21 protein-coding genes and 1 pseudogene are annotated in these 23,770 nt (G+C 69.7%); 10 read left to right on the top strand and 12 right to left on the bottom strand.

What is annotated here, in order from left to right; all coding sequences use genetic code 11:
- Positions 1-138 precede the first annotated feature (138 nt).
- From ACQPY0_RS00515 to ACQPY0_RS00500, 4 genes are read left to right on the top strand one after another with little or no spacing between them, the layout of a single operon-like run.
- Positions 139-1,341, top strand: coding sequence for an ABC transporter substrate-binding protein (locus tag ACQPY0_RS00515; protein ID WP_432982883.1), 1,203 nt, complete (start codon positions 139-141; stop codon positions 1,339-1,341).
- A 30-nt stretch (positions 1,342-1,371) separates the two neighbouring features.
- Positions 1,372-2,235, top strand: coding sequence for a branched-chain amino acid ABC transporter permease (locus ACQPY0_RS00510; RefSeq protein ID WP_432982880.1), 864 nt, complete (start codon positions 1,372-1,374; stop codon positions 2,233-2,235).
- The gene (locus ACQPY0_RS00505; RefSeq protein ID WP_432982877.1) at positions 2,232-3,227 is read left to right on the top strand and encodes a branched-chain amino acid ABC transporter permease; all 996 of its coding nucleotides are present in this window, start codon (positions 2,232-2,234) and stop codon (positions 3,225-3,227) included. Before ACQPY0_RS00510 ends, ACQPY0_RS00505 begins: the two co-directional genes overlap by 4 nt.
- Positions 3,224-4,630, top strand: coding sequence for an ATP-binding cassette domain-containing protein (locus ACQPY0_RS00500; RefSeq protein WP_432982874.1), 1,407 nt, complete (start codon positions 3,224-3,226; stop codon positions 4,628-4,630). The genes ACQPY0_RS00505 and ACQPY0_RS00500 overlap by 4 nt, the downstream gene beginning before the upstream one ends.
- 151 nt (positions 4,631-4,781) lie before the next feature.
- Here the strand turns inward: ACQPY0_RS00500 and ACQPY0_RS00495 are convergent, their stop codons facing one another.
- The 10 genes from ACQPY0_RS00495 to ACQPY0_RS00450 form a co-directional block, all read right to left on the bottom strand.
- The gene (locus ACQPY0_RS00495; RefSeq protein ID WP_432982871.1) at positions 4,782-5,078 is read right to left on the bottom strand and encodes a helix-turn-helix transcriptional regulator; all 297 of its coding nucleotides are present in this window, start codon (positions 5,076-5,078) and stop codon (positions 4,782-4,784) included.
- Positions 5,079-5,703: 625 nt separating this feature from the next.
- Positions 5,704-6,801 carry a threonine aldolase family protein gene (locus ACQPY0_RS00490; RefSeq protein WP_432982868.1) on the bottom strand — a complete coding sequence of 366 codons (1,098 nt, stop codon included), beginning with the start codon at positions 6,799-6,801 and terminating at the stop codon, positions 5,704-5,706.
- The gene (locus tag ACQPY0_RS00485; protein WP_432982865.1) at positions 6,798-7,652 is read right to left on the bottom strand and encodes an alpha/beta fold hydrolase; all 855 of its coding nucleotides are present in this window, start codon (positions 7,650-7,652) and stop codon (positions 6,798-6,800) included. Before ACQPY0_RS00485 ends, ACQPY0_RS00490 begins: the two co-directional genes overlap by 4 nt.
- A gap of 23 nt (positions 7,653-7,675) precedes the next feature.
- Positions 7,676-9,472: a non-ribosomal peptide synthetase gene (locus ACQPY0_RS00480; RefSeq protein ID WP_432982862.1), complete on the bottom strand. Its 1,797-nt coding sequence runs from the start codon at positions 9,470-9,472 to the stop codon at positions 7,676-7,678.
- The gene (locus ACQPY0_RS00475) at positions 9,469-10,683 is read right to left on the bottom strand and encodes a cytochrome P450 (protein WP_432982859.1); all 1,215 of its coding nucleotides are present in this window, start codon (positions 10,681-10,683) and stop codon (positions 9,469-9,471) included. The genes ACQPY0_RS00480 and ACQPY0_RS00475 overlap by 4 nt, the downstream gene beginning before the upstream one ends.
- Before the next feature lie 81 nt (positions 10,684-10,764).
- Complete coding sequence (locus ACQPY0_RS00470; protein ID WP_432982856.1) at positions 10,765-12,369, bottom strand: amidase; 1,605 nt, start codon at positions 12,367-12,369, stop codon at positions 10,765-10,767.
- A 150-nt stretch (positions 12,370-12,519) separates the two neighbouring features.
- Positions 12,520-13,734 (bottom strand): hypothetical protein, encoded by a 1,215-nt coding sequence (locus ACQPY0_RS00465; protein WP_432982853.1) that lies wholly within the window; start codon positions 13,732-13,734, stop codon positions 12,520-12,522.
- Positions 13,731-14,327, bottom strand: coding sequence for a MarR family winged helix-turn-helix transcriptional regulator (locus ACQPY0_RS00460; RefSeq protein WP_432982850.1), 597 nt, complete (start codon positions 14,325-14,327; stop codon positions 13,731-13,733). The genes ACQPY0_RS00465 and ACQPY0_RS00460 overlap by 4 nt, the downstream gene beginning before the upstream one ends.
- Positions 14,328-15,202: 875 nt before the next feature.
- On the bottom strand, positions 15,203-15,781 hold the full coding sequence (locus ACQPY0_RS00455; RefSeq protein WP_432982847.1) for a hypothetical protein: 579 nt from the start codon (positions 15,779-15,781) through the stop codon (positions 15,203-15,205).
- Positions 15,782-15,832: 51 nt separating this feature from the next.
- Positions 15,833-16,879: a hypothetical protein gene (locus ACQPY0_RS00450; protein WP_432982844.1), complete on the bottom strand. Its 1,047-nt coding sequence runs from the start codon at positions 16,877-16,879 to the stop codon at positions 15,833-15,835.
- Positions 16,880-17,267: 388 nt separating this feature from the next.
- On the opposite strand from ACQPY0_RS00450, the gene ACQPY0_RS00445 reads away from it, so the two are divergent.
- The 6 genes from ACQPY0_RS00445 (at position 17,268) to ACQPY0_RS00420 (ending at position 21,763) form a co-directional block, all read left to right on the top strand.
- Positions 17,268-17,483: a hypothetical protein gene (locus tag ACQPY0_RS00445; protein WP_432982841.1), complete on the top strand. Its 216-nt coding sequence runs from the start codon at positions 17,268-17,270 to the stop codon at positions 17,481-17,483.
- Between the two features lie 184 nt (positions 17,484-17,667).
- On the top strand, positions 17,668-18,255 hold the full coding sequence (locus ACQPY0_RS00440) for a hypothetical protein (RefSeq protein WP_432982838.1): 588 nt from the start codon (positions 17,668-17,670) through the stop codon (positions 18,253-18,255).
- Between the two features lie 38 nt (positions 18,256-18,293).
- On the top strand, positions 18,294-19,442 hold the full coding sequence (locus ACQPY0_RS00435; RefSeq protein WP_432982835.1) for a tyrosine-type recombinase/integrase: 1,149 nt from the start codon (positions 18,294-18,296) through the stop codon (positions 19,440-19,442).
- 1,053 nt (positions 19,443-20,495) lie between these two features.
- The gene (locus ACQPY0_RS00430) at positions 20,496-20,678 is read left to right on the top strand and encodes a hypothetical protein (RefSeq protein WP_432982832.1); all 183 of its coding nucleotides are present in this window, start codon (positions 20,496-20,498) and stop codon (positions 20,676-20,678) included.
- Between the two features lie 435 nt (positions 20,679-21,113).
- The gene (locus ACQPY0_RS00425) at positions 21,114-21,467 is read left to right on the top strand and encodes a type II toxin-antitoxin system RelE/ParE family toxin (RefSeq protein ID WP_432982829.1); all 354 of its coding nucleotides are present in this window, start codon (positions 21,114-21,116) and stop codon (positions 21,465-21,467) included.
- Positions 21,464-21,763 (top strand): helix-turn-helix domain-containing protein, encoded by a 300-nt coding sequence (locus ACQPY0_RS00420; RefSeq protein WP_432982826.1) that lies wholly within the window; start codon positions 21,464-21,466, stop codon positions 21,761-21,763. Before ACQPY0_RS00425 ends, ACQPY0_RS00420 begins: the two co-directional genes overlap by 4 nt.
- Before the next feature lie 434 nt (positions 21,764-22,197).
- Here ACQPY0_RS00420 and ACQPY0_RS00415 read toward each other — a convergent pair whose 3' ends face one another.
- Together ACQPY0_RS00415 and ACQPY0_RS00410 are read right to left on the bottom strand one after the other, a co-directional pair.
- Positions 22,198-23,514, bottom strand: a complete 1,317-nt coding sequence (locus ACQPY0_RS00415) for a PKD domain-containing protein (protein WP_432995902.1) — start codon at positions 23,512-23,514, stop codon at positions 22,198-22,200.
- Positions 23,515-23,571: 57 nt separating this feature from the next.
- Positions 23,572-23,697, bottom strand: a pseudogene (locus tag ACQPY0_RS00410) (hypothetical protein); the annotation flags it as partial.
- Positions 23,698-23,770: the final 73 nt, after the last annotated feature.

Here is a 23,770-nt window from a genome sequence, read left to right as displayed (position 1 = left end):
CAGTGACAACCGCCAATCAGATGAGTGTGGAGGGCATCGGTCTGCCGGCCGACAACGTTCGGGGCACTCATTCCGCACACCCGTCAACGATGGTCACCAAAGTCTCTTATAGATCAACAGAAGTCAACGGGGAGATCGATGAAGCAGACACGTAAGCCCGTTCTGGCCGCGGCCGCGGCCATGTTCATCGCCGCCGTGCTCGCAGGCTGCTCGGGCTCGAGCCTCGGACAGGACGAGCCCGCCGCGGCTACGCACGAGCTGGTCATCGGAGTGGTCGTTCCGAAGTCAGGGCCGTACCAACCCATCGGCCAGGACATGCTGCGAGGCTGGACCCACTATCTCGCCGAGCACGGAGGCAAACTTGGCGGCCGACCGGTGCGGGTTGTCGAGGCCGATGAAGGCGATGGCGGCCCCACCGCTCGCGCCACCGCCGACAAACTCATTGCCGCCGACCACGTCGACGCGATCGTCGGTGTCGCCAACGCCGATGCGGTCGTCAACATCGCCGCGCCGGCGACCGCCGCCCACGTGCCGTTCATCGGGACCGGCGGCAGGCCCAGCAGCCTGACAGACCTCTCGTACACCTGGCATACGTCGTTCGCGTCCACCGACTACGGCACAGCAGCAGGCCCCTACCTCAAGTCAGCCGTTGACGGCCCGGTGTACGTACTCGGACCGGACTACCAGGGCGGCAAGGACCAGATCGGCGGGTTCGTCGCCGCATACACCGCTGCCGGGGGCAAACTGGCGAACCCAGGTGGGCAACCGGTCTTCACTCCGTGGCCGGGCGACGGGAACTTCGGACCGTGGCTGGCCAAAATCAAGGAATCCGGCGCAAAGGCGGTCTACGCCTTCTACGCCGGAGCTCCGGCGGTCTCGTTCGTGAAGCAGTACGCCCAGTTCGGCGTCGGTCTGCCGCTGTATGCGCCGGCGTTCCTCACCGAAGGGTCGGCGCTGGCCGCGCAGGGCCAGGCCGCAACCGGCATCACCACGATCGCCACCTACGATCCGACTCTGACCAGCCCCGGCAACGCCGAGTTCGTCGCGGCATACAAGGCCAAACACGACGGCGCCGTACCGAACCTGTACGTCGAGACCATGTACGCCGCCGGAGCGCTACTCGACAAGGCCGTGACCGGCGCCGAGGGCAATGCCACACCCGAGGCGATCAACGCCGCCATCGGCAAGCTCGGTGAGGTCGCCAGCCCGCGCGGCACGTGGAAGCTCAGCCCGACCACCCACACGCCGGTCCAACGCTGGTGCGTCCGACGCGTACAGACATCCGAGGGTGGCCTCGCCAACACGGTCATCGCCGCAGACCTGGCCACGGTTGGCGGCTGAGCAGGATGCGGCGCGGCGGAGGAGCCGCTGATGGGCGGTGACCTGATCGTGGCGCTGGACGGCGTCGCGTTCGGATTGCTGCTGTACTGCGTCGCAGCCGGGCTGAGTTTGTCTCTGGGCGTAGCCGGGGTCTTCCAGCTGAGCCACGGAGCTCTGTACCTCACGGGTACCTGCGTGGCCTGGTGGCTCGCGGCCGACGGCACCTGGATCGGCTTTACTGCGGCACTGCTCATAGGGCTCGTCACCGGCGCGGCTGCCGGTGGCGGGCTCGCCGAGCTCCTCCGCCACCTCCCTGACCATCTGGACCAGGCGTTGGCCACCATCGGCATCGGCCTGATCTTCGTCGACGCCCTCACCGCGGGCTACGGCGCGCAGCCGAGGTCGGTCACGGCACCGCCGGGTCTCGCCGGGTCGCTCACGATCTTCGGACAGTCGTATCCGACGTACCGGCTGGCCCTGATCGCCGCGGCCACGGCCGTGGCCGTGACGCTGTACATGACCGTGGAACGCAGCCGGTCCGGGATCCTCGTCCGTGCGGTCGCCGCCGACCCCCGGTACGTCGCCACGCTCGGTGTCGAACCGCGCCGGGTCCGCCTCGCGGTCATGATGGCCGGGGGTGCGCTCGCTGCCGTCGCCGGCGTCCTCGGAGCTCCCGTCCTCGGTCCCGCCGCAGGGCTCGACACGACGATGCTGACGCTGTCGCTGATCATCATCGTGGCCGGCGGTCTCGGCTCCATGCGCGGCACGCTGGTCGCGGCCCTCGTCGTCGGGCAGATCCAGACCACCGTCGTCGTCGCCTGGCCGGCCGCCGCACCGTTCCTGCTGGCCGTGCTGCTGCTGGTCGGGCTCTCGTGGCGAGCCGGTCGGCAGCGGGCAAAGGCGCGGATCACATGACCGTCGCACAAGCCGGAGCCCGGACCAGCACCACGACCTCCGTGACGGCCCGCCGGGCGGCGCTGCCGCTCATCGTGGTGGGCGCGATCGCCGCCCCATGGCTGCTGGACGCATACACCATCTCGCTCGGCTCCTACGCCCTTGTGCTCGGCCTGCTCGCCACCTCCACCCACCTGCTCACGACCGTGGCGGGTTTGCCGACCCTCGGCCAGGGTGCCTACCTGAGCATCGGCGGCTACGCGGCCGCCACCGTCAGCCGCACCCTTACCACCAACGGCCCGGCGCAACTCCTGGTCGCCGCGACCGTCGCCGCGGCCGCTGCGGCCATTGTCGGCGTGTTCGCCACTCGTACCCGAGGCACCACATTCCTGATCACCACCGTGGCCGTCGGGGTGCTCACCCAGACCCTCGCCAGCCGTGCAGCGCCGATCACCGGCGGCGACGCCGGGCGCTCGGTCAGCCCGGTCACCCTGTGGCCAGACACCGAACCCGTCACCCGCAACGGCTACCTCTACCTGTACGCGCTCACCTGCACCGTTGCCGTCACCGCCGCCATCGCGCTTCTCCTGCGGACCCGCTTCGGCCTCGCGCTGCGAGGCGCCGCCGAGCACGAACCACGAACCCGCGCCACCGGCCACCCGACCGGCCGGCACCTCATGCTCGCCTACGTCATCGCGGCCGCGATCGCCGGTGCCGCCGGGGCGCTCCTCGTCGCGACCCGCCACACCATCGCCCCCAGCGACGGTGGCTTCGTCGTTTCCGCCCTCGCGCTGCTCGCCGCGCTGCTCACCACCCGAACCCAGACCGGCGCCATACTCGGCGCAGCGGTCATCGTCGCCACCCGAGACCTCCTCGCCCCGGCCGTCCTCGCCGGGCACGCCGCGACACTGCTCGGCTGCCTCTTTCTGACGGCCGCTGTCGGCCGAGCTGCGATCCGCCACCGTCGGACGGCTCGACCAGGTGCCGGCGCTGCGGTCGGGACGCGGCAGTGAACGGCATCACCGTCGATGTGCGCGGCGTGACGCACCGGTACGGTCGCGCGGCCGTGCTCGACGACGTCGACCTGCACATCGCCGCTGGCTCCAGACACGGCATCGTCGGCGCGAACGGTGCCGGCAAAACCACACTGCTCGGCCTCGTCGCCGGCACCGGACGGCCCACCGCCGGGCAAATCCTCTTCGACGGCCGCGACGTCACCCACCTGCCGTTGCACCGTCGCGCGAAGCTCGGCATGAGCCGCACGTGGCAATATCCCGCCGTCATCGACTCGCTCACCGCAGCGGACAACATCGCACTCGCGCTGCACGGTGTACGCCTCAGCACCGCCCGGACGGTAGCGGCCGATCTGCTCGACGATGCCGGCATCGCCGGGCAGCACCTCGCCGGTCAACTGCCGTACGGGCGGCGTCGCATCCTAGAACTGCTGATCGCGCTCGCACCCGGCCCGCGCCTGATCGTCCTGGACGAGCCGAGCGCCGGCCTCGACGATCGGGAGACGACAGACCTCCTGCAGCGGCTGCTTGGTATGGCCGCCGACACGACGGTCGTCTTCACCGACCACAGCGACAGACTCGTGACCGCCATCGCCGACACGGTCACCGTCCTGGACCGGGGCAGTCACATGGTCACGAGCCCGCCGGCCGCGGTGATGGCCGCGACGACAGCTGCCCAGCACGCCGTGCCCGCGACCGCATCGTGGGCTGGCGTGCCAGTTCCGCCCACCGCGCACGAGCCCCTCGACAAACCGGCTGGTAAGCCGGCCCTACGCCTCGTGGACCTGCACGCCGGTTACCAAAACCATCCCGTGCTCCATGGTCTGAACCTCCGCGTCTTCGCTGGTGAGGTCGTCGCCGTGTCAGGCGTCGACGGTGCCGGGCGTACCACGCTCATCGATGCGGTAGCCGGCACCCTGCGCGCATGGCCGCCGTCAGGGATTCAGCTGGCCGGCGACGACATCACCGCATCGACCGCAGCCAAGCGCGCCCGCGCGGGACTCGGCACGGTACCCCAGGGGCGGATGCCGATACCGTCGATCACGGTCGCTGACCAGCTCCGCCTTGCCGGCGCTGAACCATCGCAGCTCACGGCCGACGTCGCCATGCTGGCGCCATGGCTGCACCACCGCGCGCACCAACGCGTTGACACCCTGTCCGGCGGCGAGCGACAGATCCTCGCAGTGGCCTGTGCCGCAGCTCGGCATCCGCGAGTGCTGCTGCTGGACGAGTGCACTGAGGGGATGGCACCTTCGGTCATCGCGACGGTTCGGCAGCTGATTCGGGCACTCGCCGCAACGGGCACCGCGGTCTTGTTCACCGACAGCCCGGATGGGCCCTTGCTCGACACCGCAGATCGGGTGCTGCGCCTACGGCACGGTCACATCGAACCGACACCGTGACGACCGCACGTCCGTGCCACCAGACTTGAACGGTCTCGGGTCGGCACCCGGCGGAGGTCGACACGGATCCGACCCTGCGTCGCCAGCGGCTCAACATCTGGCGCAGCCGTCCACTCCAGGCCGACCGCTCATGGCCGAGGCGTACGGCACGCTATCTGAAGTAGGGGTTCGGCGAGAGGCCCAGATCGGTGACAGTGACGCCCAATGCCTCTGCGAGCAGATGACGGCTGTACGGATCCGGGGTGTGGGTACCGTTCTCCCACCGGGAAATCTGCCGCCGGTCGACGCCGCATCTGCGATGCCGCGCGGCGACCAGCCGCATGCGGCCCACCAGGTCGGCTTGGGAGTATCCGCGCAGACTGCGGAAGTGAAAGATCCGTTGCCCAGGTGTCATCGCGCCGACCTCCTCGAGAGTCGGCAACCGCTCGGGCAGCTGGCGGCCGGTCATGCGGCACCACCATCCGAACCCGGCGCTTCGTGCACTGCCATGAGACGCACCCCCCGATCTGCTCCTCCACGCGCGATGCGACGCGTGTCTTTCCCGCGCTTCCTCACAACTCGTTGCGCCCCATGTGGAGGAGCGGCTGCCAGCGTTGCGAGTGGCCCTCCCACCGGCGTCGTTGCTGCTGGTGGGGTAAGCATCAGTCTCAAGAGAGATCATGCGTCATCTACATGCATGTCCACCATGAACAGACCTGTTCATGAACCATGGGGTACCGGCACACAGAGTGCCGATCATGCTCAATCATCAGGGGCTGCGCTTGACGTGCCGCAACCGTGCAGCGGCGCAGCTCTGACAGCGCTTGGCAGTTTCAACCGCCTCCGCATGCGTCACCGGCTGCAGAGCACCAGAACCGCGTGCAGCAGCATGAAGCTGGCCACGATCCGCGCTCGTCGACCCGATCGACGTCGGGCATGGTTCTGGCTTTACGGGTTCCCGATGATTCGGCGCGGGTGAAGGTTTCGTTGACGAGCGACACGGAGGCCCGCGCCGACATCCACACTTCAAGCGCTCACGGGCGTGTTCTGCGACGCGCCTCGTACCGGGGGTGGACCGGTTCGTCAATACGGCGTCACCGCGCGGATCGCCGCCGCCCGCGGTCGTCCTGGGACGGACCCCGTCCGAGCAGGTCGGCGAAGATGTGGATGACTCGCTCTACGTGGTGTTCCGTGACGTCGAGATGCGTGACCAGCCGTACCCGGCGAGGGGCGATGGCGACGCCGAGGACGCCTTGTGCGGCGGCTGCGGCGACGAGGGTAGCTGCGGTCCACCGGGTTTCGTGGAGGTCGAGCACGACGATGTTGCTGTGTACTTGGTCGGGCTCGACCACGCCGGTGTGCGCGAGTTCCGCGGCGAGGTGTTGTGCGCGGCGGTGGTCGTCGCTGAGCCGGCCGACGTGGTGGTCGAGAGCGTACAGCCCCGCCGCGGCGAGGACACCGGCTTGACGCATGGCTCCGCCGGCGCGTTGCCGGAGGCGCCGGGCTTCGGCGACGAGCCAGCTGGAGCCGACCATGACGGAGCCGACGGGAGCGCCAAGTCCTTTGGACAGGCAGACCGAGAGGGTGTCGAACAGCCGTCCGTAGGCAGGCAGGGGCGTGCCGGTCGCGATGTGGGCGTGCCAGAGCCGGGCGCCGTCGCAGTGCAGGGCGATGCCGGTGCTGGTGGCGAGCTGGTGCAGGGCGGTGAGCCGTGGCAGCGGGTGGATGAGCCCGCCGGGCAGGTTCGCGGTCTGCTCGACGACGACTGCGGACGTCTGGTTCGCGAAGGACCCGGCCAGGTGGATCATGCCCGTGATGGTGTCGACGTCGATGAGGCCGTCGTGGGTGGTCCAGGTGCGGGTGGAGATGCCGCCGTGTGCGGCGGCGGCTCCGGCCTCGTAGCTGACGAAGTGGGCGTCGGCGGCGCACAGGACCTCGCCACCGCGGGGGACGAGGGCCTGGACGGCGACCTGGTTGGCCATGGTGCCGCTGGGCAGGAACAGGCCGGCTTCGTGGCCGAGCATGCCGGCGACGCGTTCCTCCAAGGCCCGGACGGTGCGGTCTTCGCCGTAGACGTCGTCGCCGACGTCCGCCCGGGCCATCGCAGCGCGCATGCCGCGGGTCGGCTTGGTGACGGTGTCGCTGCGCAGGTCCGCGACGGTGCCGGGTCCGCTGCGCTTCGCGGTGCTCATGCGGACATCCGAGCGCCCACGGCCGGTACAGCAAGCGTGGCGTGTTCGAGGAGGTCGAGGATCGCGTCGGCGACCCGGTGCGGTTGTTCGAGCGGCAGGTCATGCCCTCCGTCGATCCACCGTTCGGTGACGGTGCGCCCGGCGCCGTCGAGGGTATGGTGCAGCGCCCGGCGTCGGACAGCCGCCGCGGCCCGGTCGGCGGTGCGGGCCAGCACGGCCGTGACCGGGACGTCGACGCGGGCGAGCAGGTCGGCGGGCCGCTGCGACCATAGGCTGTAGGCGAGCGGCCCCTCGTGCTCGGCGGGCAGCCTCAGCCGGACCCGGCGTGGATCGCTCGGGTCGGGTTGGTAGTTGGCGAGCAGTGCGGGGACCGCTGCGGCCGGCAGGCCGATGCCGTGCGCCCAGGCGGTCAGCATGGCCTCGGTGGGCGCGATGCGCCGGTCGAGGCGCATCGCCGGTTGGGCGTCCCACCAGCTGCGGCCGAACATGGTCTGCGGGTCGTAGAGCCCTCCGTCGACACAGCACAGCGCGGCGACCAGGTCGGGCCGGTCGGCGGCGAGCCGGAGTCCGACGGCGGCGCCGAGACTGTGTCCGGCAACGATGCACTGCTGCAGCCCGGCGGCGTCGAGGACGGCCGCAGCGTCGCGGGCTAGGTCCTCGACGCTGTGACGGCCGGTGGGGATGGTGGACAGGCCGTGGCCGCGGTGGTCCCAGCGGACCACCCGCCGCCCGGGCAGGAGCTCGGTGACGAGGTCCCACCAGTGGTGGGTGCTGGCCAGCCCGTGCAGGAGCACCGTGGCGGGTTCCTGCCCTGGACTCTCCTGCACCGCGAGGCGGACACCAGGCGCCACGGGCAACGACGTGGTCGGGTCTGCTAGCCGCGTGTCGATGACGCACCTCCGATGGCCGGGTGGGGGTGGACGGGGCCGGTCGTCGCGTCGATCGCGGCCGCCAAGGCGGCCGGCGTCCGGTTCATCGCGACGGTCAGGTAGGGCACTTCCCGGCCGAAGGTCTCGCTGAGCGCGACACACAACTGCGCCACGAGCAGCGAATGGCCACCGGCGTCGATGAAGTCGGTGCCGGGGCCCACGGGCAGGCCCAGCACATCGGAGACGACCTGCAGCACCATGCGCAGCGTGGCCTCCGCTGCCGGGGCGGCGTCGGCCGCGACAGCGGACGGGGCGGCGATGCGGGCGGCGGCCCAGGCGGTCAGCGCGTCGCGGTCGAGCTTGCCGTTGCCGGTGAGCGGCAGCGCCGGCACCACGATCGCGGTGCTCGGCACGGCGAATGCGGCCAGCTGGGTCCGCGCGTGCGCCAGCACGAGGTCCGGCAGGTGATCGGGATCGGCTGCCGGACCAGTTGACAGTCCCGCAACCGGGTCTGCGCCGGCGGCGACGACGAACGCGACGAGCTGGTCGGCGACGGTCGTGACGGCGCAGGAACGGACCGCCGGAAGCTCGGCGATCACGTGTTCGATCTCGCCGAACTCGATCCGGTGCCCGCGGATCTTGATCTGGTCGTCGGACCGCCCGACGTAGTCGAGCGCGCCGTCCGGGCGGCGCGCGACGAGGTCGCCGGTGTGGTACCAGCGGCGGCCGAGTCCATCGGTGGTGAACCGGGCGGCCGTCGCCGCGACGCTTCCGGCGTAGCCACGGGCGACGCCGATCCCACCGATCAGCAGCTCACCGGCCTTCCCGGCCACGAGCTCGTGACCGTGCTCGTCGACGACCCGCGTCGTGACGTTGGGCAGCGGGGTGCCGATGTGGACATCCGCGCCGGGCGTGCAGGCCGCGACCGTCGCAGCCACGGTGGTCTCGGTCGGGCCGTACCCGTTGAACACCTGGCGGTCCGGGGTGCTCCAGCGGGCGACGAGCGCGGGGTGGCACGGCTCGCCGACGGCCACCACCGTCCGCAGGGCCGGCAGGTCCGCTGTGGGAAGCGCGTCGAGGACGGAGGGGGTGAGTGTGACGACGTTGACGGCGTGCCGGCGGAGCAGGGCGGCCAGGCCGGGGCCGCCGCCCCGGACCGCTGGTGGGGCGAGCATCAGCGTGCCGCCGGCGGTGAGGGTCATCAGGATCTCGCACATCGCCGCGTCCCAGGACCAGTTCGCGAACTGCAGCACGGTGGTGCCGGGTCCGATCCGGAAGATCCGGGCGAGTTCAACCGCCATGTTGAGCACGCCGGGGTGTTCGACGAGGACCCCTTTCGGGGTGCCGGTCGAGCCGGAGGTGAACACGGCGTAGCACAGCGGCCCGTGCACCATCGGCAGGACCGCGGCCGCGGGCGGCTGCTGGACATCGAGGACGCGCAGGCCGTACCAGCGGTCGAGCACCAGCTGCACCGTGCAGGCGGCCGTCATGTGGCGAAGGCGCTGCTCCGGCCAGTCGGGGTCCAGGTAGAGCAGCGCGGCGCCAGCGCGCAGGACGCCGAGCACCCGGACCAGGCCGTCGACCGACCGGGGCCAACAGACCCCGACGACCTGCTCGGTGGCGACGTCGAGCCATCCCAGGTCCCGGGCCACGGCATCGGCGCGGTCGGTCAGCTCCCGGTAGGTGAGCGCGGCGCCGTCGTCATCAACGACCGCGACCGCGTCCGGTGCACGCTGCGCCTGCTGCCAGATCCGGTGGTGGACCGTGCCGGACACCGTGGAGGACTGTGGCGGCGGGGTCATCGGCCGGCTCCTGACCGCGTGGGGGTGAGCGTGATCGGCAGGCTGGCGAGGCCGCGGAGGTTCGCGTTCAGCCGCCAATGCCTCCCTGACACCGGGCTCAGCTGCTCGTACCCGGCCGTCAGGTGATGTAGCACGGCGACGACCTCCTGCTGGGCGAGCGGCGCACCGAGGCAATGGTGCGGGCCGTGGCCGAAGGTGACCGGCCGGGCCCTGGCTCGGTCCAGTTGCAGCTGGTCGGGCGCATCGAATGCGGCGGGGTCGCGGTTGGCCGCGGCCAGCATGAGCGCGACGCTCGCGCCGGCTGGCAGCACGTCGCCGGTGGATAACTCGACCGGTTCCAGGAGCCGGCGGGCCGTGTACTGCGTCGGTGGATGGAGCCGGCCGAGTTCCTCGACGACGTCGCGGATTCGGTCAGGTTCGTCCTTGAGCATGTACCAGAGGCCCGGGTCGTCGGCGAGCGCCATCACTGCGGCGGAGATCAGGTTGGTGGTGGTCTCGTTTCCGGCAGTGATCAACATGAGTACGTTGGCGAGCAGCTCGTCGCGGCTGAGCTCACCGCCGTGGACTGCTGCGATGAGCGCGTCGATCATCGTGTCGCCCGGGCGCTGCTTGCGCATGGTGACCAGCCGCTGCAGGTGTTCCATGAGCTCGGCGACGGTGCGCAGGACGGTGTCGCGGTCGCGGGTGGGCACGTGGCCGGGGGCGGCGACGATGTCGCCCCAGGCGAGGGACCATCGGCGGATGGTGGCGGTGTCCACGTCGTCGGGGATGCCGAGCAGCTGCCGGGTGACGTCGATGGGCACCCGGGCGGCGATCGCCGGCACGACGTCGATCAGCTCGAGGCCGGCGAGGTCAGTGAAGGCGGCGCCGACCGCGCGGTCGATGAGGCCTGCGAGGTGGGTGCGGACGTGGCGGACCTGGACGGGCTCGCTCAGGGTCCGGCGGATACGGCTGTGCTGGGCGCCGTCGACGAACGACACGTGCAGGTCAAGGGCGGCGAACGCTGCCTCCAATCCGGTACCGGGGAATCGGGCCAGGGCTGCGGTGTGGTCCATCCGCACCGACGCCGCCGGGTGTGCGAGGAGGAGCTGGACGTCGGTGTGCCGGGATACCAGCCACGTGTGGGCGACCGGGTCGAACAGCACCGGCTGCTCAGCCACGAGCTGTGCGTAGAAGCCGGTGGGATCGGCGATGATCTCCGGTCGGTGCAAGTGGAACAGGCCGGGTTGACGGCTGGCGATGCCTGACAATGGTGTCCTCCGGTGGGAGTGCGCGTGATCAGGTGGAAGTGGTCAGTGACGGGGGAGGTCGGTGGCCCAGGGTCGGCGCCGTTCGATGGCGTAGGCGAGGTTGAGCAGTGCGGCGTCGTGGCCGCGGCGACCGATGAGCTGCATCCCGACCGGGAAGTGCCCGTGCTGCCCGGCGGGGATGGAGATTGCCGGGTGGCCGGAGAAGTTCGCCGGGTACGTCAGGCACCAGCCGATCTGCGGGTCGACCGCGACACCGCCGATGTCCGCTGGGCCGAGGGTGCCGCCGTCGGCGGCGTTGGGGACGGCGAGCGTGGCGACGGTCGGGGAGAGGATCGCGTCGTAGCGGGCCAGGGTCCGTTCGAAGGCGGCGTGGACCGCGATGCGCAGGAAGTCGCCGTGCCGGTATGCCGCGGCGCTGGTGGCGTCACCGCGGCGGATCATCTCGGCGAACTCTGGCGCGAGCTGCTCGGCGATGTCGTCGGCGAGCAGGTCGACGCCGACGCCTTCGACGAGGAACAGGTCGCGGCCGTGGGCGTAGAGCACCGACTGTTGCATGAGCCACAGGTCGGCCAGGTCCCGCTGCGTCGCCGGGCGGCCGGTGCCGGAGTGCAGCGGATGGACCTGCAGTTGGTCCAGTCCGAGAGAGACGGTGTCGATGTGGACGCCGGCGGAGCGGATGGTGTCGAGCGCGGCGTCGACCGTCTGCCGGACCCGCGGATCGAGCGGGAACACGTCGAGATCGGGGCAGTAGGCGATGCGGACGTTGCGGACCCGGCCGGTGAGCGCGCGCAGGTACTGCTCGGCGTCCAGGAGGCTGAACGCATCCAGCGGGCTCGGGCCGGCCATCACCTGCATCAGCAACGCGGTGTCGGTGATGGTCCGGGCGATCGGCCCGGGGGTGAGCATCGGGGTGTGCGGCAGCGGCGGCGCGTCCTGCGGTATGCGCCCCTGGCTGGGCTTGAACCCCACGACGCCGCACAGTGCGGCGGGGATGCGGACGCTGCCGCCGGCGTCGGACCCCTGCGCCAGCGGGACCAGGTACGCGGCGACCGCGGCGGCGGAGCCGCCGCTGGACCCGCCCGCGTTGTAGTTCAGGTCCCACGGCGTGGAGGTGGGCCCGTACGCCAGGCTGTCGGTCGTGCCTTTGTGCCCGAACTCCGCGGTTGCGGTCTTGCCGACCACGATCGCGCCTGCGTCGAGCAGCCGCTGCACGTAGACGCTGGTAACCGGTGGGATGAACGCGAGATCGCGGAACGGTTTGGACCCGAACGAGTTCGGCATGCCGGCGACGTAGTCGAACAGGTCCTTGATCCCGATCAGCAGCCCTTCCAGGGGGCGCTGCGTGCCGCGCCGGTAGCGCTGGTCGGCGGCGGCCGCAGCCGCGAGGACCTGCTCGGCGGGCACGAGGTAGACGAACGCGTTGATGGCCGGGTTGATCCGGGTGATCCTGGCCAGGTGTGCCCGGGTGAGCTCGACGGCGCTGACCTTGCGCCGGCGCAGCAGCTCCAGCTGGACCGTTGCGGGCAGGAAGCACAGGTCCTCACCGGCTGGCGGCTGCCCGGTGTACGGCAACGGCGGATCAATGGGCGGTGGTACCGCGTACGCCGGCGTGGCGGACAGCCCGAGCAGGCTTGGCGCGGTGCCCAACAGCCCGCCAGGAACGGCAGCGGTTAGGGCGGCGGCACCGCTTGAGACGAGAAGTTGGCGTCTGGACATGAGCATGTGAACATCCCCCCGTGGACGGTTTCGGTGTACTGGGACCGCCGCGCTGCGTGCCACGGCCGGTCAGGGCATGGACTACCGGGCCCGCCGGGCGTCGGCCGGCCGGCCGGGATCGACGGATGAGCCGGGCGGAGCGGTGGCGCGCTGCTGCGGCGGCTGGTCCCGGGCGAGTTCTGCGAGGAACTGGTCGATGTGGGCCTCGGTGCGGCCGGGCATGCACACGATCCGGGCCCAGCCGTCATCGACCGGCATTGACCATCGCTGCCGCAGTGCCGCTGACGGTGGCTGCAACAGCACCGTCACCGCGTCCGGGTGTGCCCACGCCGACCACTTGGTCTCCTGGAGCCGGCGCAGCGTGTACCGGGCCAAGGCGCGGGCGCGACGGGCCCGCGATGCGTGCCCGTCGACACCGATGACGTTGATGGCGTGCCACAGCTGCACGACGGCCGCTGCCCCGTCCGTCCCGACCGAGGTGCCGAGCCGACTGGGCGCTGCATCGACTCCACGGGCGCGCCGGTCCGAGTGGGTTTCGTTGGTGAAGGTGAGCTGCGCGCGGTGCAGCAGGATGGCCGAGGGCCGTGGGGTGCCGAGGAACTGCCCGGCGAGGACGACGCTGTCAGCGCCGTCGATCAGGTCGAACCGCGCCCGGGTCGCCGCCTCTGCGTCGAGGAGCCCTCGATGCCAACCGGCGAGCGGCGCGTCGGCATGGACGTGCACCGCCGCCGGGTGCGTGGCCGTGGCAGCGCGGACCTCGACGACGTCGTCGACGGCTTCGGTCGCCGGGGTGCCGACGGACGCGACGATCATGGCGGGTGCCGTGGTCCTGGCGTTTCGGCGTAGCGTCGCCGTCAGGTGCAGCAGGTTCATCGCGCCGCTCGTGCTGTGCCGGACGATCTGCACCGGCAGGCCGAGCGTCGTCACGGCCTGCCGCACGTGACCGTGACCCGTCCGGGTCAGATACACCACGAGGTCTGGATGGCGCGCACGGACCTGCGCCAGCATGTCCACCGTTGCGGCAAGCGGACCACCGTGCACCGCACCCGCCCAGCCGTGCATCGGTGCACGCATCACCCCAGCCACCACCGACAGGACGTGCCGTGCCAACCGGGCCACCGAGGCGGTCTGCGGTGCATCCGGGCCGGGTGTGTCGAGTTGGTGGTGCAGCAGCGGGTCGAGCGCGGCGAAGTCCATGTCGGTCGCGGCCGGCTGACCGAGCGCCGTCTGCGCGATGCCGTCGTACTCGGCGAGGAGGTCGCGCAGCGGCCCGGTCAAGACTGTCCGGCCGGTCACCGCGGTCGCTCCGGTGGAGACAGGGTCGCGGCAGCCGAGGCGCCGCGGGCGGGGCCGGCATGATCGATCGCGCCAGCGGCGTCTACGGGCGTGGTGCCTGGGCCGTCATTGACGACGTCGTCGCGTGTGTCGGCGATCAGCGCGTCTACCGATACGACCAGCCGGCGCAGCTCGGCGGGAATCGCCGACCGGGTCAGCAGGGTCGCCTCAGCCGCAGCCGCCTCGCGGCGCAGCTGCCGCAGCACCGCGCGTCCGTCCGGCGTGACGCCGAGCTGGACGACGCGCTTGTCCTGAGCCGGGCGCCGCGCGATGAGCCCACGGGCCTCGAGCCGGCCGACGATACCGTTGAGCGTCGCCTTCGCCATCCCCGCCCGGCGGCCGACGTCCAACGTCCTTGCCCCCGGAGCGGCGCCCACCAGTTGCAGGACGACGTAATCCGGCAGGCTCAGCCCGGCGGGACCGAGCACCGTGCGCTCCAGGTGGCGGCGCACCACTCGGGTGATCTGCCACAACGACACCGTCACCGGCACTGTCGTGCTGTCGGCTTGAACGTTAACGACAGCGGCGCGACCCGATTGCGACACCGTCGTCATCGGTGGCCACCGGCAAACGGCCACCCGAACCGCCACAGGCGGCGGCGTGGCCGCCGGTGCCTGCCCCGGCCAGCTTCGGCACTGCGATGCCTCGACATCGCCGCCTCCCCCGAGTGGTGAACCGGCGTCTCATCAGTAGGCGGTGTCGCCTCGGTCGCCTTGTGCTCCATCGTTCCCCCGTCGCGTCGAACAGACCTCGCCCTCGACTGCGTCTGCGCGCAGCCCTGCCGGCGGCGCCGGCAGGCGATACACCGCGAACGAACCAGCGGTGATCACCTGCTCGACCCTGCCGTGGCCGCACCACGACGTGAACGCGCCAACCGGTGCCAACCGGTGCCAAGCCGCAGCGTCCTGACGCACACGAGCGCTGGAAACGCGACCGTGTCGCGGCTGCTGCCGGCGGCGACGCCCGATGCCAGCGCATGACGGTGGTGATCACGCCATCGTCGTGAAGGGAACGGCCGGGCCGATACCGTCTGCGGTGCCGCTGATGGTCATCGCGCATTGTTCGCGCCCGGCTCTGCAGCTGGCGTACACGACCGACGCCGGCGATGCCGTGACCGCGTTAACGGTGCGCCAGCCCGAACAACTGTCGAGGTCCGGGGCCGTGTGGCGCGATGCCGTTCGTGACGCTGTCGTCAACGCCTACAGTCGATCCGCGCTTCAGCGTGACGGGGGTGTGGACCCTTCGATCACAACTGAGCGCCTCGGGCCTGGCGGCCACCGGGCCCACCTATCGGGCAGCCGAAGGTCCTATGCCACCTCGGCCAAGTTGAGCCGAAGGTTCACTCGGGATGCGGCGTCGCGTGTAGCGCTATGCACGCGGTGTCGACGACCCGCTCTGCGACGGCAGGCCTGCCGCCGAACGGCAGGCGCTACCGGCGAGATGAAGCAACGGCCGGAGGCACGAACTGGACCCCGCACCGCTGGCAGTAGAACTGCCGCTCCCAGGCGGCACGGCGGCGCGACCACGCCGGAAGCGCCGCCCGCTGACTCCGGTACAGCGCGAGGGTGGCAACGCCAGCACCGCCCAACGCGCAGATGAGCACGACGAACAGCAACAGCAGGGCAGGGATCGGTGCCGTGGACAGATCGGCGGTCAACAGCAGCCCAGCACTGCACAGCAGCGTCAGCCCCAGTAGACCGGCCGCTGCCGCCGTCACGGCGAACCAGGGAAGCGGCTTCGGCGGCGGCGCGAGCTTCGCCGTGAGGTGCGTGGTCGTGGTTGCCCGGCCACTGATCACGCCGGCGTCTCGGGAGTCCCTGTACCGAGCATGGACCGTCGTCGTCGTCCTGCTCGCAGCGTAAAGCTCGGCGGTCCTGCCGACGGCGTCTGTTTCCTGGCATGTCGGGCACCGCAGGTCCAGGCGTGCGGCGGTCGGAGCTGAGCGACGCATCTGCGGAGCACCGGTCATGGCATTAACCCCCGTTTCACCAACGATATTGATGCACATGTACGCGGTTGTCCACCTCGATGCGCGGCCAGCCGACGCCTCGGACCTCGATCACGCGGCTGGTTGACGCTGGCGAGGCCGCTTCCGCCCGCTCACGGCAGCCTGATACTGCTCCACCGTGATCCGCTCGGCGTCCAGCCACTTCTTCAGCACCTTGCTGGCGTAGTTGACAGGTTTGTCGTGGCGTACCGCCCGATCCAGTTCGGCTGCGATAGGCACTGGACCCCCCTCGTTGAGCCGTCGTTGCCAGAAGGCCCACATCACATCCTGCACCTGCAACGCTGCCGGCAGTTCGTCAGCCTGCGGCGACGACTCCGCCACCGCGTCGCAGTGCACTGGCGAACCGCTGCCCACCGGTGAGTCACCGCATCTCTCGACGTCGGCCGTTACCTGTGGCCCGGCGCCAACGAGCCGCGCAACGGCCAGGTCGGCGTCGATGAGGGCGGTGAGACCGTCGTAGTCGGCGCCGTCGGCGAGGCGGACGGCGATCTCGTCCAGGTCGTACACGGCGACCGCGATGTCGGCCGTCGTCGGGTCGACCGCCGCGCGGATCTTGCGGTGCAGCACCTTGGCGATCGCCTTGGTGCGCACCTCCTTGCGCTTCTCGGCGCGGGCCGCGGCGAGGGAGCTGTAGAGGCCGAGGCGGGCGTCGGCCTTCGCCAGATTCTTCGCGCGCAGGGTGATCCACGGATGCCGGATCCAGTGCCCGACCACCTCGTAGGCCGGGGTGGTCGGCGGCAGGTCGCCGGTGGCCCGCAGCCGGTCGCGGCGCTGGTTCTCCGTGTGCATCAGCCACACCAGGTAGCCCAGCGCGGACATGCCGGCGAAGAAGCCGGCGAGGAGCTTGTTGTCATGCGCCATCCAGTTGAACGTGACCGCGAACGCGGCGATGGCGGCCGAGAGCACCCGCGACGCGGTCGCCCGCTCACCCAGGCTGCGCCGCACGTCGGCGTTGGCGAGCACGACGACGCCGCCGAGCTCCAGCGCGCCGACCGCCGGCACCGCCCAGAGCAGCGGGATACCGAGCGCCTCGACCGCGCCGGACACCTGCCCGGCCAAGGCCACGAGCAGGACCACCACATAGAACAGCTGCCGCATGACCGCGGTGTTGCGCATAGCCCGCGCGAGGTCCGCGTCCAGCCCGGCTACCGCAACTAAGCCTCCGTCGTGACGCGCGTCGGCGATCTTCGCGCCGGTATCGCCAGCGCTCGGGCCGGGATCGAAAGCAGGCCCGGTCGGTGGGGGCAAGACGGCAGCGCGCCTGGTCGGCCAGTCCGCGGCCGGTGGCCAGCTGGCCACCGGCGCGGAACTCGTCGTGTGCATGCCACCAGAATTTCATAGGTTTCATAGTTTTCATAGTTTTTACTGTGCGGTGCCGTGTTGGCACAATGGGTAACTCTCGGGCTGGCCATAGCGGCTGGCTGTCTTCTTCCGGCAGCCTGCGAAAATGACTGCGCCGGTGACGAAAGCGACGTAGAGGTGGACTGTGACCCAGGATGACGAGCCGCGGTGGCTGAAGCTCGGCGAGGCATTCGAGCGGCTCAAGGTCATGGGGATCACGGACCAGACCGTGCGGGCATGGGGCGACGCGGGGCGGCACGGCCTCGTGATCCAGCGAGTCGGGAGCCATCGCGTCTTCCGCGAGGACACGGTTGACGAGGTAGTCCGGCGCTTCCACGCGGGCGAGTTGCAGGACGACTGACGGCTGCCACGGCAACCGCTGGACACGGTCGAGTCAGCACCTCGTGGCGCGTCGTTCGTCCAGGTCGTCGGCCTGCAGCCCGGAGGTGCCGAACATAAGCAGAATTATGTTCGGCATCGCCTCGATGGGCCGTTACGGTCCCGGTCACGCCCACCACCGGGCGCCATAGCCGAGGAGCGTCTCCATGAACCGCCCGTACAGCGTGACCCTGACCTGCCGTGCCGCCGCTCACCGCGTCGGACGGCACCTGACCGCCGTCCACACCGCCGCCGCCCGCCACGCACGCATCGCCAGCCGACTGGTCATCACCAACGACCACCACACTCTGGCCGAAGCCGCCCGCTCGGCCACCGACCTGCTGATCATGGACGGACACGGCTACAACCACCCGGAGCCCCGCATCGGCATGCTGCCCCTTGCCGGACTCCGCAGCCCCACCACCGGCCTTCGCGCCGCCGGCGTCGTACTCGGCTGCTGCGACGGCGCCACCGAGCCGTTCCCCGCAGCCCTCCGCGCGGCGCTCGACCGACCTGCCGCAGTCCTGGCCTGCACAGGCCGGGCCGACTACGACGACGCCGAGATGCTCTACCCCACCGTGCTCGACACCCTGCAAACCATCGCACCGGCCGACGTCGCACCGTCGGCGATGGCGGAAATCCTGGAACTGGCGCTCAACACCGTCGCAGCGCGCTGGCCGGGGCACAACTGGCGCCGCTGGTCCGTACTCCCCCCAGCGGAAGCATGCCGCCCGGTTGCGTGGACGCGACGCTGAAACCAGTGCCCGTGGTTGGCACACTACGATGCAGCTCGATGACTGGCACGGCAACCGGTGAGCGGTCCGACCTCGCAGTGAACAACGGCCGCATCCCGACCACGGACTTCTTCGCCGACCCGCGGCTGAACACGCTGACCGACGCCTGGCTACGCAGCCAACGCTCGCCGAACACCGCATCGGCGTACCGCACTGACGTGCGCCACTGGGCGGCGTGGTGCGCCCAGCGACAGATCGACCCGACCGCGGCAAGCCGGACCCACGCAGATGACTACCTGCACGACCTGTTGCACACGCCCAGGCCCGCGACGCGAGCACAGCGCCGCAATGAGGCTCGCGCCGCCGAGCTGGAGCATCGACAACCCCGTATGGTCGTCGGTCGACCGCTCGCCCCGTCGACCGTCGCCCGCCGTGCAGCGGCCCTGTCGAACTGGTACGAATACCTCCAGGACGCACGTCCACTAGCAAGCCCTGACGACCCGTTCCGGCGCGCGCGCCGACCGGCGGTCGAGCGGCGCTTCACCGTGACGGTTAGCCCAGCTCACGAGGACGTCAACGAGCTCCTTCTAGCCGCGCGGCACGACACCAGAAACGACGATGCTGGGCTCGGACCCGCCGACGGGGACGAGTTTCTCGGCCCGTGCGCGTATCCCGTGATCCTCATGCTGGTCATCCTGGGCGCACGCGCGTCGGAGGTCTGCCAGCTGGACCAGACGGACCGTGAACAGAACCGACACGGTGCAACCGTCGTCCTGCACGCGAAGGGGAATCAACGCCGCCGCCGGGCAGTCCCGCCAGTGGTCGACGAAGCGATCAACGAGTATCTGCAGCATCGGCGGCTAACTGAACGACGAGAGCGTCGAGCTTCCAGCGCCGCGCTCTTCGTCGGCCGCGACGGGAAACGACTCAACCGCCTGCAGATCTACCGGCTCGTGCGCCGCGTCGCGCGGCGCGCTGGCCTACCATCCAGCGACAAAGTCACCCCGCACTCCCTGCGCCACGCCTTCAACACCGTCGCGAAGGAGGCTGGCGTCTCCCTGGAGGACCGCCAGGATGCCCTCGGACACGCCGACCCGCGTACCACTCAGCTCTACGACCACGCCCGGATGAGCGTGCTGACCGACCCGTCACTGCGTATCGAACACGCACTCGGCCTCGCCCGATCACGCACCTCATCAGGGGCGTGAGATTTCACTGCGCCAGCCAAAAACGACAGAGTGTCGGTGATAGCGCTCGGCATGCTCGATCAAGGCGCGATCAGGACGGGTTCGCGCTCGGCACCTCGGTGATCTCGCCAGTGCAACCCGAGAGACATCCGTCTGTCCGCGCCGGGTGCACGACGGACGGCAACGAGGGACGTTGACGACAACACCGCGCTCGGTGAGTACAGGATCGCCGGACCGGCGCGGCACCGTCTCCAGCATCGGTCGCACCGGTACTGTCGGCGTGTGGATCAGGTCAGCTGGACTGCGCCCCGTGGGCACGCGGCGCTGCATGACCTGGCCATGTTTCAGGTCGGGTCGTACGGACCAGGCCTTACCGACATTGGCCAAGATGCGCTCCACGTGCATGACCTGGTCATATTTCACGTCGGGTCGTACGGACCAGGTCGCGGCCAAAATGCGTTCCACGTGATCGACGGTCAGCAGCGACTGGTAGTGCTCACCGAGTCGAAGCATGAGTTGGCCCACTTCTCCGCCTCTGCGCGCGAACTCACCCGCGCGGCCGCGCGGCGCGCCAGCCGACAACGTTTCACAGCGGTTCACGAACTGGGACAGCCGCTCCTGACTTTGGACGCGTCTGCGTCGGTGGCCGTTGGCGAGTCTTGGACGAGCGCAGATCCGTTCTGTTTCGCTGCGACCGAATCGGAATCGACCTACGCCGGCCCCCGTCCAGTGCTCGGCACTTATGTGGGCGGCCTGTATGACACCACAACGGCGTACGCCCGTATAAGCACGACTCGACTCGCAATTCGGCGCCAGGCCGAACGAGCCCAGATTCTCGTACGGCAGGTGCTGCATGCACTAGCCATGGTTGCACAGTCGCGCACCGGCGTCGCAACGATGCCGTCGCCTACTCAGCCGCCAGGAGAAATAGTTCGATCACATCCGCGGGTTCCGCGTGGGCCTGGTCGCGGCGTGAGCTTCGACCTTTGGCCGACCGGCGGGAAGTGGACTGTGGTGTAGCTATACGCGCCCAGCGCTCCCGCTGACGTTCTTTCGTTGGATGGGAGACAGGACTTGTCTGTGCGCATTCTTTGGATGGCGATTTTCCTCATTGTCGGTGTTATTGCAGGCGGAATTGCTGGAATCCTGACGTGGTTGGCGGGAGCAAAGCCGGCAGCAGCTATGGTGGCCGGTGGTGGCGGTCTGGTTGCCACCGTCACGCTTCTGATAATCGCCGCTGGTTTCGTGGCCGGCTAGCGGTCATTGTTTCTGGCGCCCCCTAGATCGGCAGGAGTCCTTGCGGGCGGGCCGGGTACGCCCAGATTGTGCGTTACCGGCCGCTGCAGGGGCCCTATCCGGGAAGGTCAAGATCGTCGGTGTTCCCGCGGGAACACCGACGGGATCACCGGTGGAGCTAGGTGTCACTAGATGAGTCTGTAGACAAGGACAAACCAGGGCAGTTAGTCTTTGGGCAGGTCAACAGGGGTGGTGGAGGACGGGTTCGATTCCCTTCACCCGCTCCACTCCGAAACACCTGGTCACGGCAGATGGCCTGGCCAGGCGTTTGTTGTTCCGGGACTGTCAGCTGCCCAGCGTGCCACTAGCTGATGTCCGGATGCATACAAGCTGCGAGTGTTGCCGCGGGCTGCAGCGGGACAGCGGTGCCGGGTGGATCCTTATAGCATCGATGCTATGTCGTGGGGTACCGTCGAGTTGGAGCCCGAAGTTCAGGAGTGGCTCAAAGAGCTGGGGACTGCGCAGTTCGCGCGGGTGGCCTTCTACATCGACCTGCTGGCCGATGAGGGTCCGCTGCTGGGCGAACCGTACACGAAGCAGCTCGACGGCAAGCTTCGTGAGCTGCGGTTTCATCTGGAGCGTGACGCGGTGCGGATCATGTACTGGATCGCTTCTGGAGAGCGGATCGTTCTCCTGACGGTGTTCCGGAAGACCCGCGACCGCGAGACCCGCGAGGTTGACCGGGCACGGCGAGCATTCGCGCGGTGCATTGCTGAGATGCACACCGTTGACGAAGGGATGGAGCAATGACCAGTCGCGGCGATTGGACCGAACTGCGCAGCCGGCGCATGGCCGAACCCGGGGCTGCCGAGGCCTACGAGTCGACGAAGCTGGCCTTCGAGTTGGGTCGGGCGGTTCGGGAACTCCGTGAACGCCGTGGTTGGAGCCAGAGCGAGCTCGCCGAGGCGGCTTCGATGACGCAGTCGGCGGTCGCGCGCTTCGAGGCGGGCGGAACGGTGCCGACGCTGCCGGTCCTGGAGCGGTTGGCGCGCGCACTTGATGTTGAGTTGGCGGTCGGGTTCAACGCAAGGCCGGACGCGGCGTGACCACATCGGCGTGCCATTAGCGTGCCATTACGACAGGCTCAGGGAGGGCACTACAGGCCACTCAGTGCGAAGCTGTAGAGCACTTCACCTGGGAGCCTTGGCCTGACTTGTACGGTTCCCAAGCTGACATTGAGGGTTCGATTCCCTTCACCCGCTCCATGATGAAAGGCCCTGGTCAGGACAGATGTCCCGCCAGGGCCGTTCGGTCGTCAGGGCACTCGTGTGGGCTGGGGTGTCGATGACCGAGACGGTGCCGTTGCCGTTGTTGGCGACGTAGGCGGTGAACCGCACCGGGGCCGGTGATCGTGTTCAGGTTGGCCCGGTCGCCGCGTCGAGGGCCACCCCGTTCGTCATAGCTGCGGCAGCCACGATGGCCAGCAATCTATTCGTTGATCCTCACCGCCGTGCGCCGCCCTGCTTGCATCAATCCGGCGTCAGTACATCAAATAGAACTGCTCCCACGCCCCCATGGTTGTGCGGTTGGCGATCAGCGGCTGGGTGCCGCCCGCCTCGGCCGTAACGTACCTGCCGTTGGCGCCCGCCAGCAGCGAGTTCGTGCCCATGTTCGACAGCTTGGAGTCGAGCTTGAACCGCTCCCAGTCGCCGACGGTGGTGCGGTTGGCGATCAGCGGCTGGGTGCCGCCGGCCTCCGCCGTAACGAAGCGGAAGTTGGCATGCGAGAACAGCGCCAGCCAGCCATCACCGGCGTCGATGACGTCGAAGGTCTCCCAGGAGCCGATCGCGTCGCCTGTGGCGATGAGCGGCTTAGAGCCGCCCGGGTCCGCCGTGACGAAGCGGTTGTTGGCCGTGGCGCGCAGGAAGGTGTTCGCGCTGTGCTCGTAGTACGCCAGCTGGTAGAAGCGTTCCCATGAGCCGATCGCGGCGCGGTCGGCGGTGAGCGGGCCGGCGCCGTCGTTGCCGCTGAGGTACTTGCCGGTGCGCCGGGACCGCAGCGCGAAGGCGCCGTGGTCGATGGCCACGAGCTCGAACGCGTCGGCGACGGTGCCGTTGGCCGTCAGCCGCCCGGTGCCCGGGTCGACCGTCACGTACTTGCCGTTGGCGAGCGAGCGCAGGCCCACGTCACCACCGACGTCGACCAGGTCGAACCGCTCCCAGGTGCCACCGACGCCAGTGCGGTTGGCGACGAGCGGCTGGTTGCCGCCGTCCTCCGCGGTGACGTACCGCATATTGCTCCCCAGCAGCGAGATCGGCTTGAGCTTCGGGTAGGCCGAAATCTGCCGGCTGGTGGAGCTGGTCGCCCCGTAATTGTCGGTGATGGTGAGCGTCACGGTGTAGGTGCCGCCGTGCTGGTAGGCGTGGCCGTTGTTCGGCCCGGAGACGGTCTCGACGATGCCGTCGCCGAAGTCCCATGTGTACTTGCCGAAGCCGCCGGTGCCGGGCAGCGAGGCCGACGTGTCGCTGTTGAAGCCGCCGAGGACCGGGTTCAGGGTGAAGCTCGCGACGGGCGCGACCGGCTCCACGGTGCCGACCGCGAGGCCGATCCCGAGCCCGCCACCCCAGGCGAGGAACGAGGACGCCACAGTGCCGGTGGTCGTGTCGATAACCGAGACGGTGTGATCGGTTGAGTTGGTGACGTAGGCCCGCACGCCATCCGGGGTGGTGGCCACGGACAGCGGCCCGCCGCCCACGGTGACGGTTGCGACCGCGTTCGTCGCGGTGTTGATGACCGAGACCGTGTTCCCGCCACGGTTGGCGACGTAGGCGTACTCGCCGTCCGGCGTGATCGCCATGCCGCCCGGGTTCTGACCGACGGTGACTGCCCCGGTGACCGTGTTGGTCGCGGTGTCCAGCTCGTTGACCCCGTCGACCGTCGTGACATAGAGGCGCCGGCCGTCCGGGGTCACCGCGACGTCTTGCGGGCCGCGGCCGACGGTGACGGTCGCCGCGATGGTGAAGGTGGTGAGGTCGATGACCGAGACTGAGTTACCGCCGTAGTTGGCGACGTAGGCATGCCGGCGGTCCGCCGCGATCGCGACGCCGCGCGGG

The organism is Dactylosporangium sp. CA-233914 (assembly GCF_050942935.1).
In the GTDB taxonomy this organism is placed as follows: domain Bacteria; phylum Actinomycetota; class Actinomycetes; order Mycobacteriales; family Micromonosporaceae; genus Dactylosporangium.
Note: the sequence above shows the minus strand (reverse complement) of the source record. Positions and strands in the feature narration are given on the sequence as shown.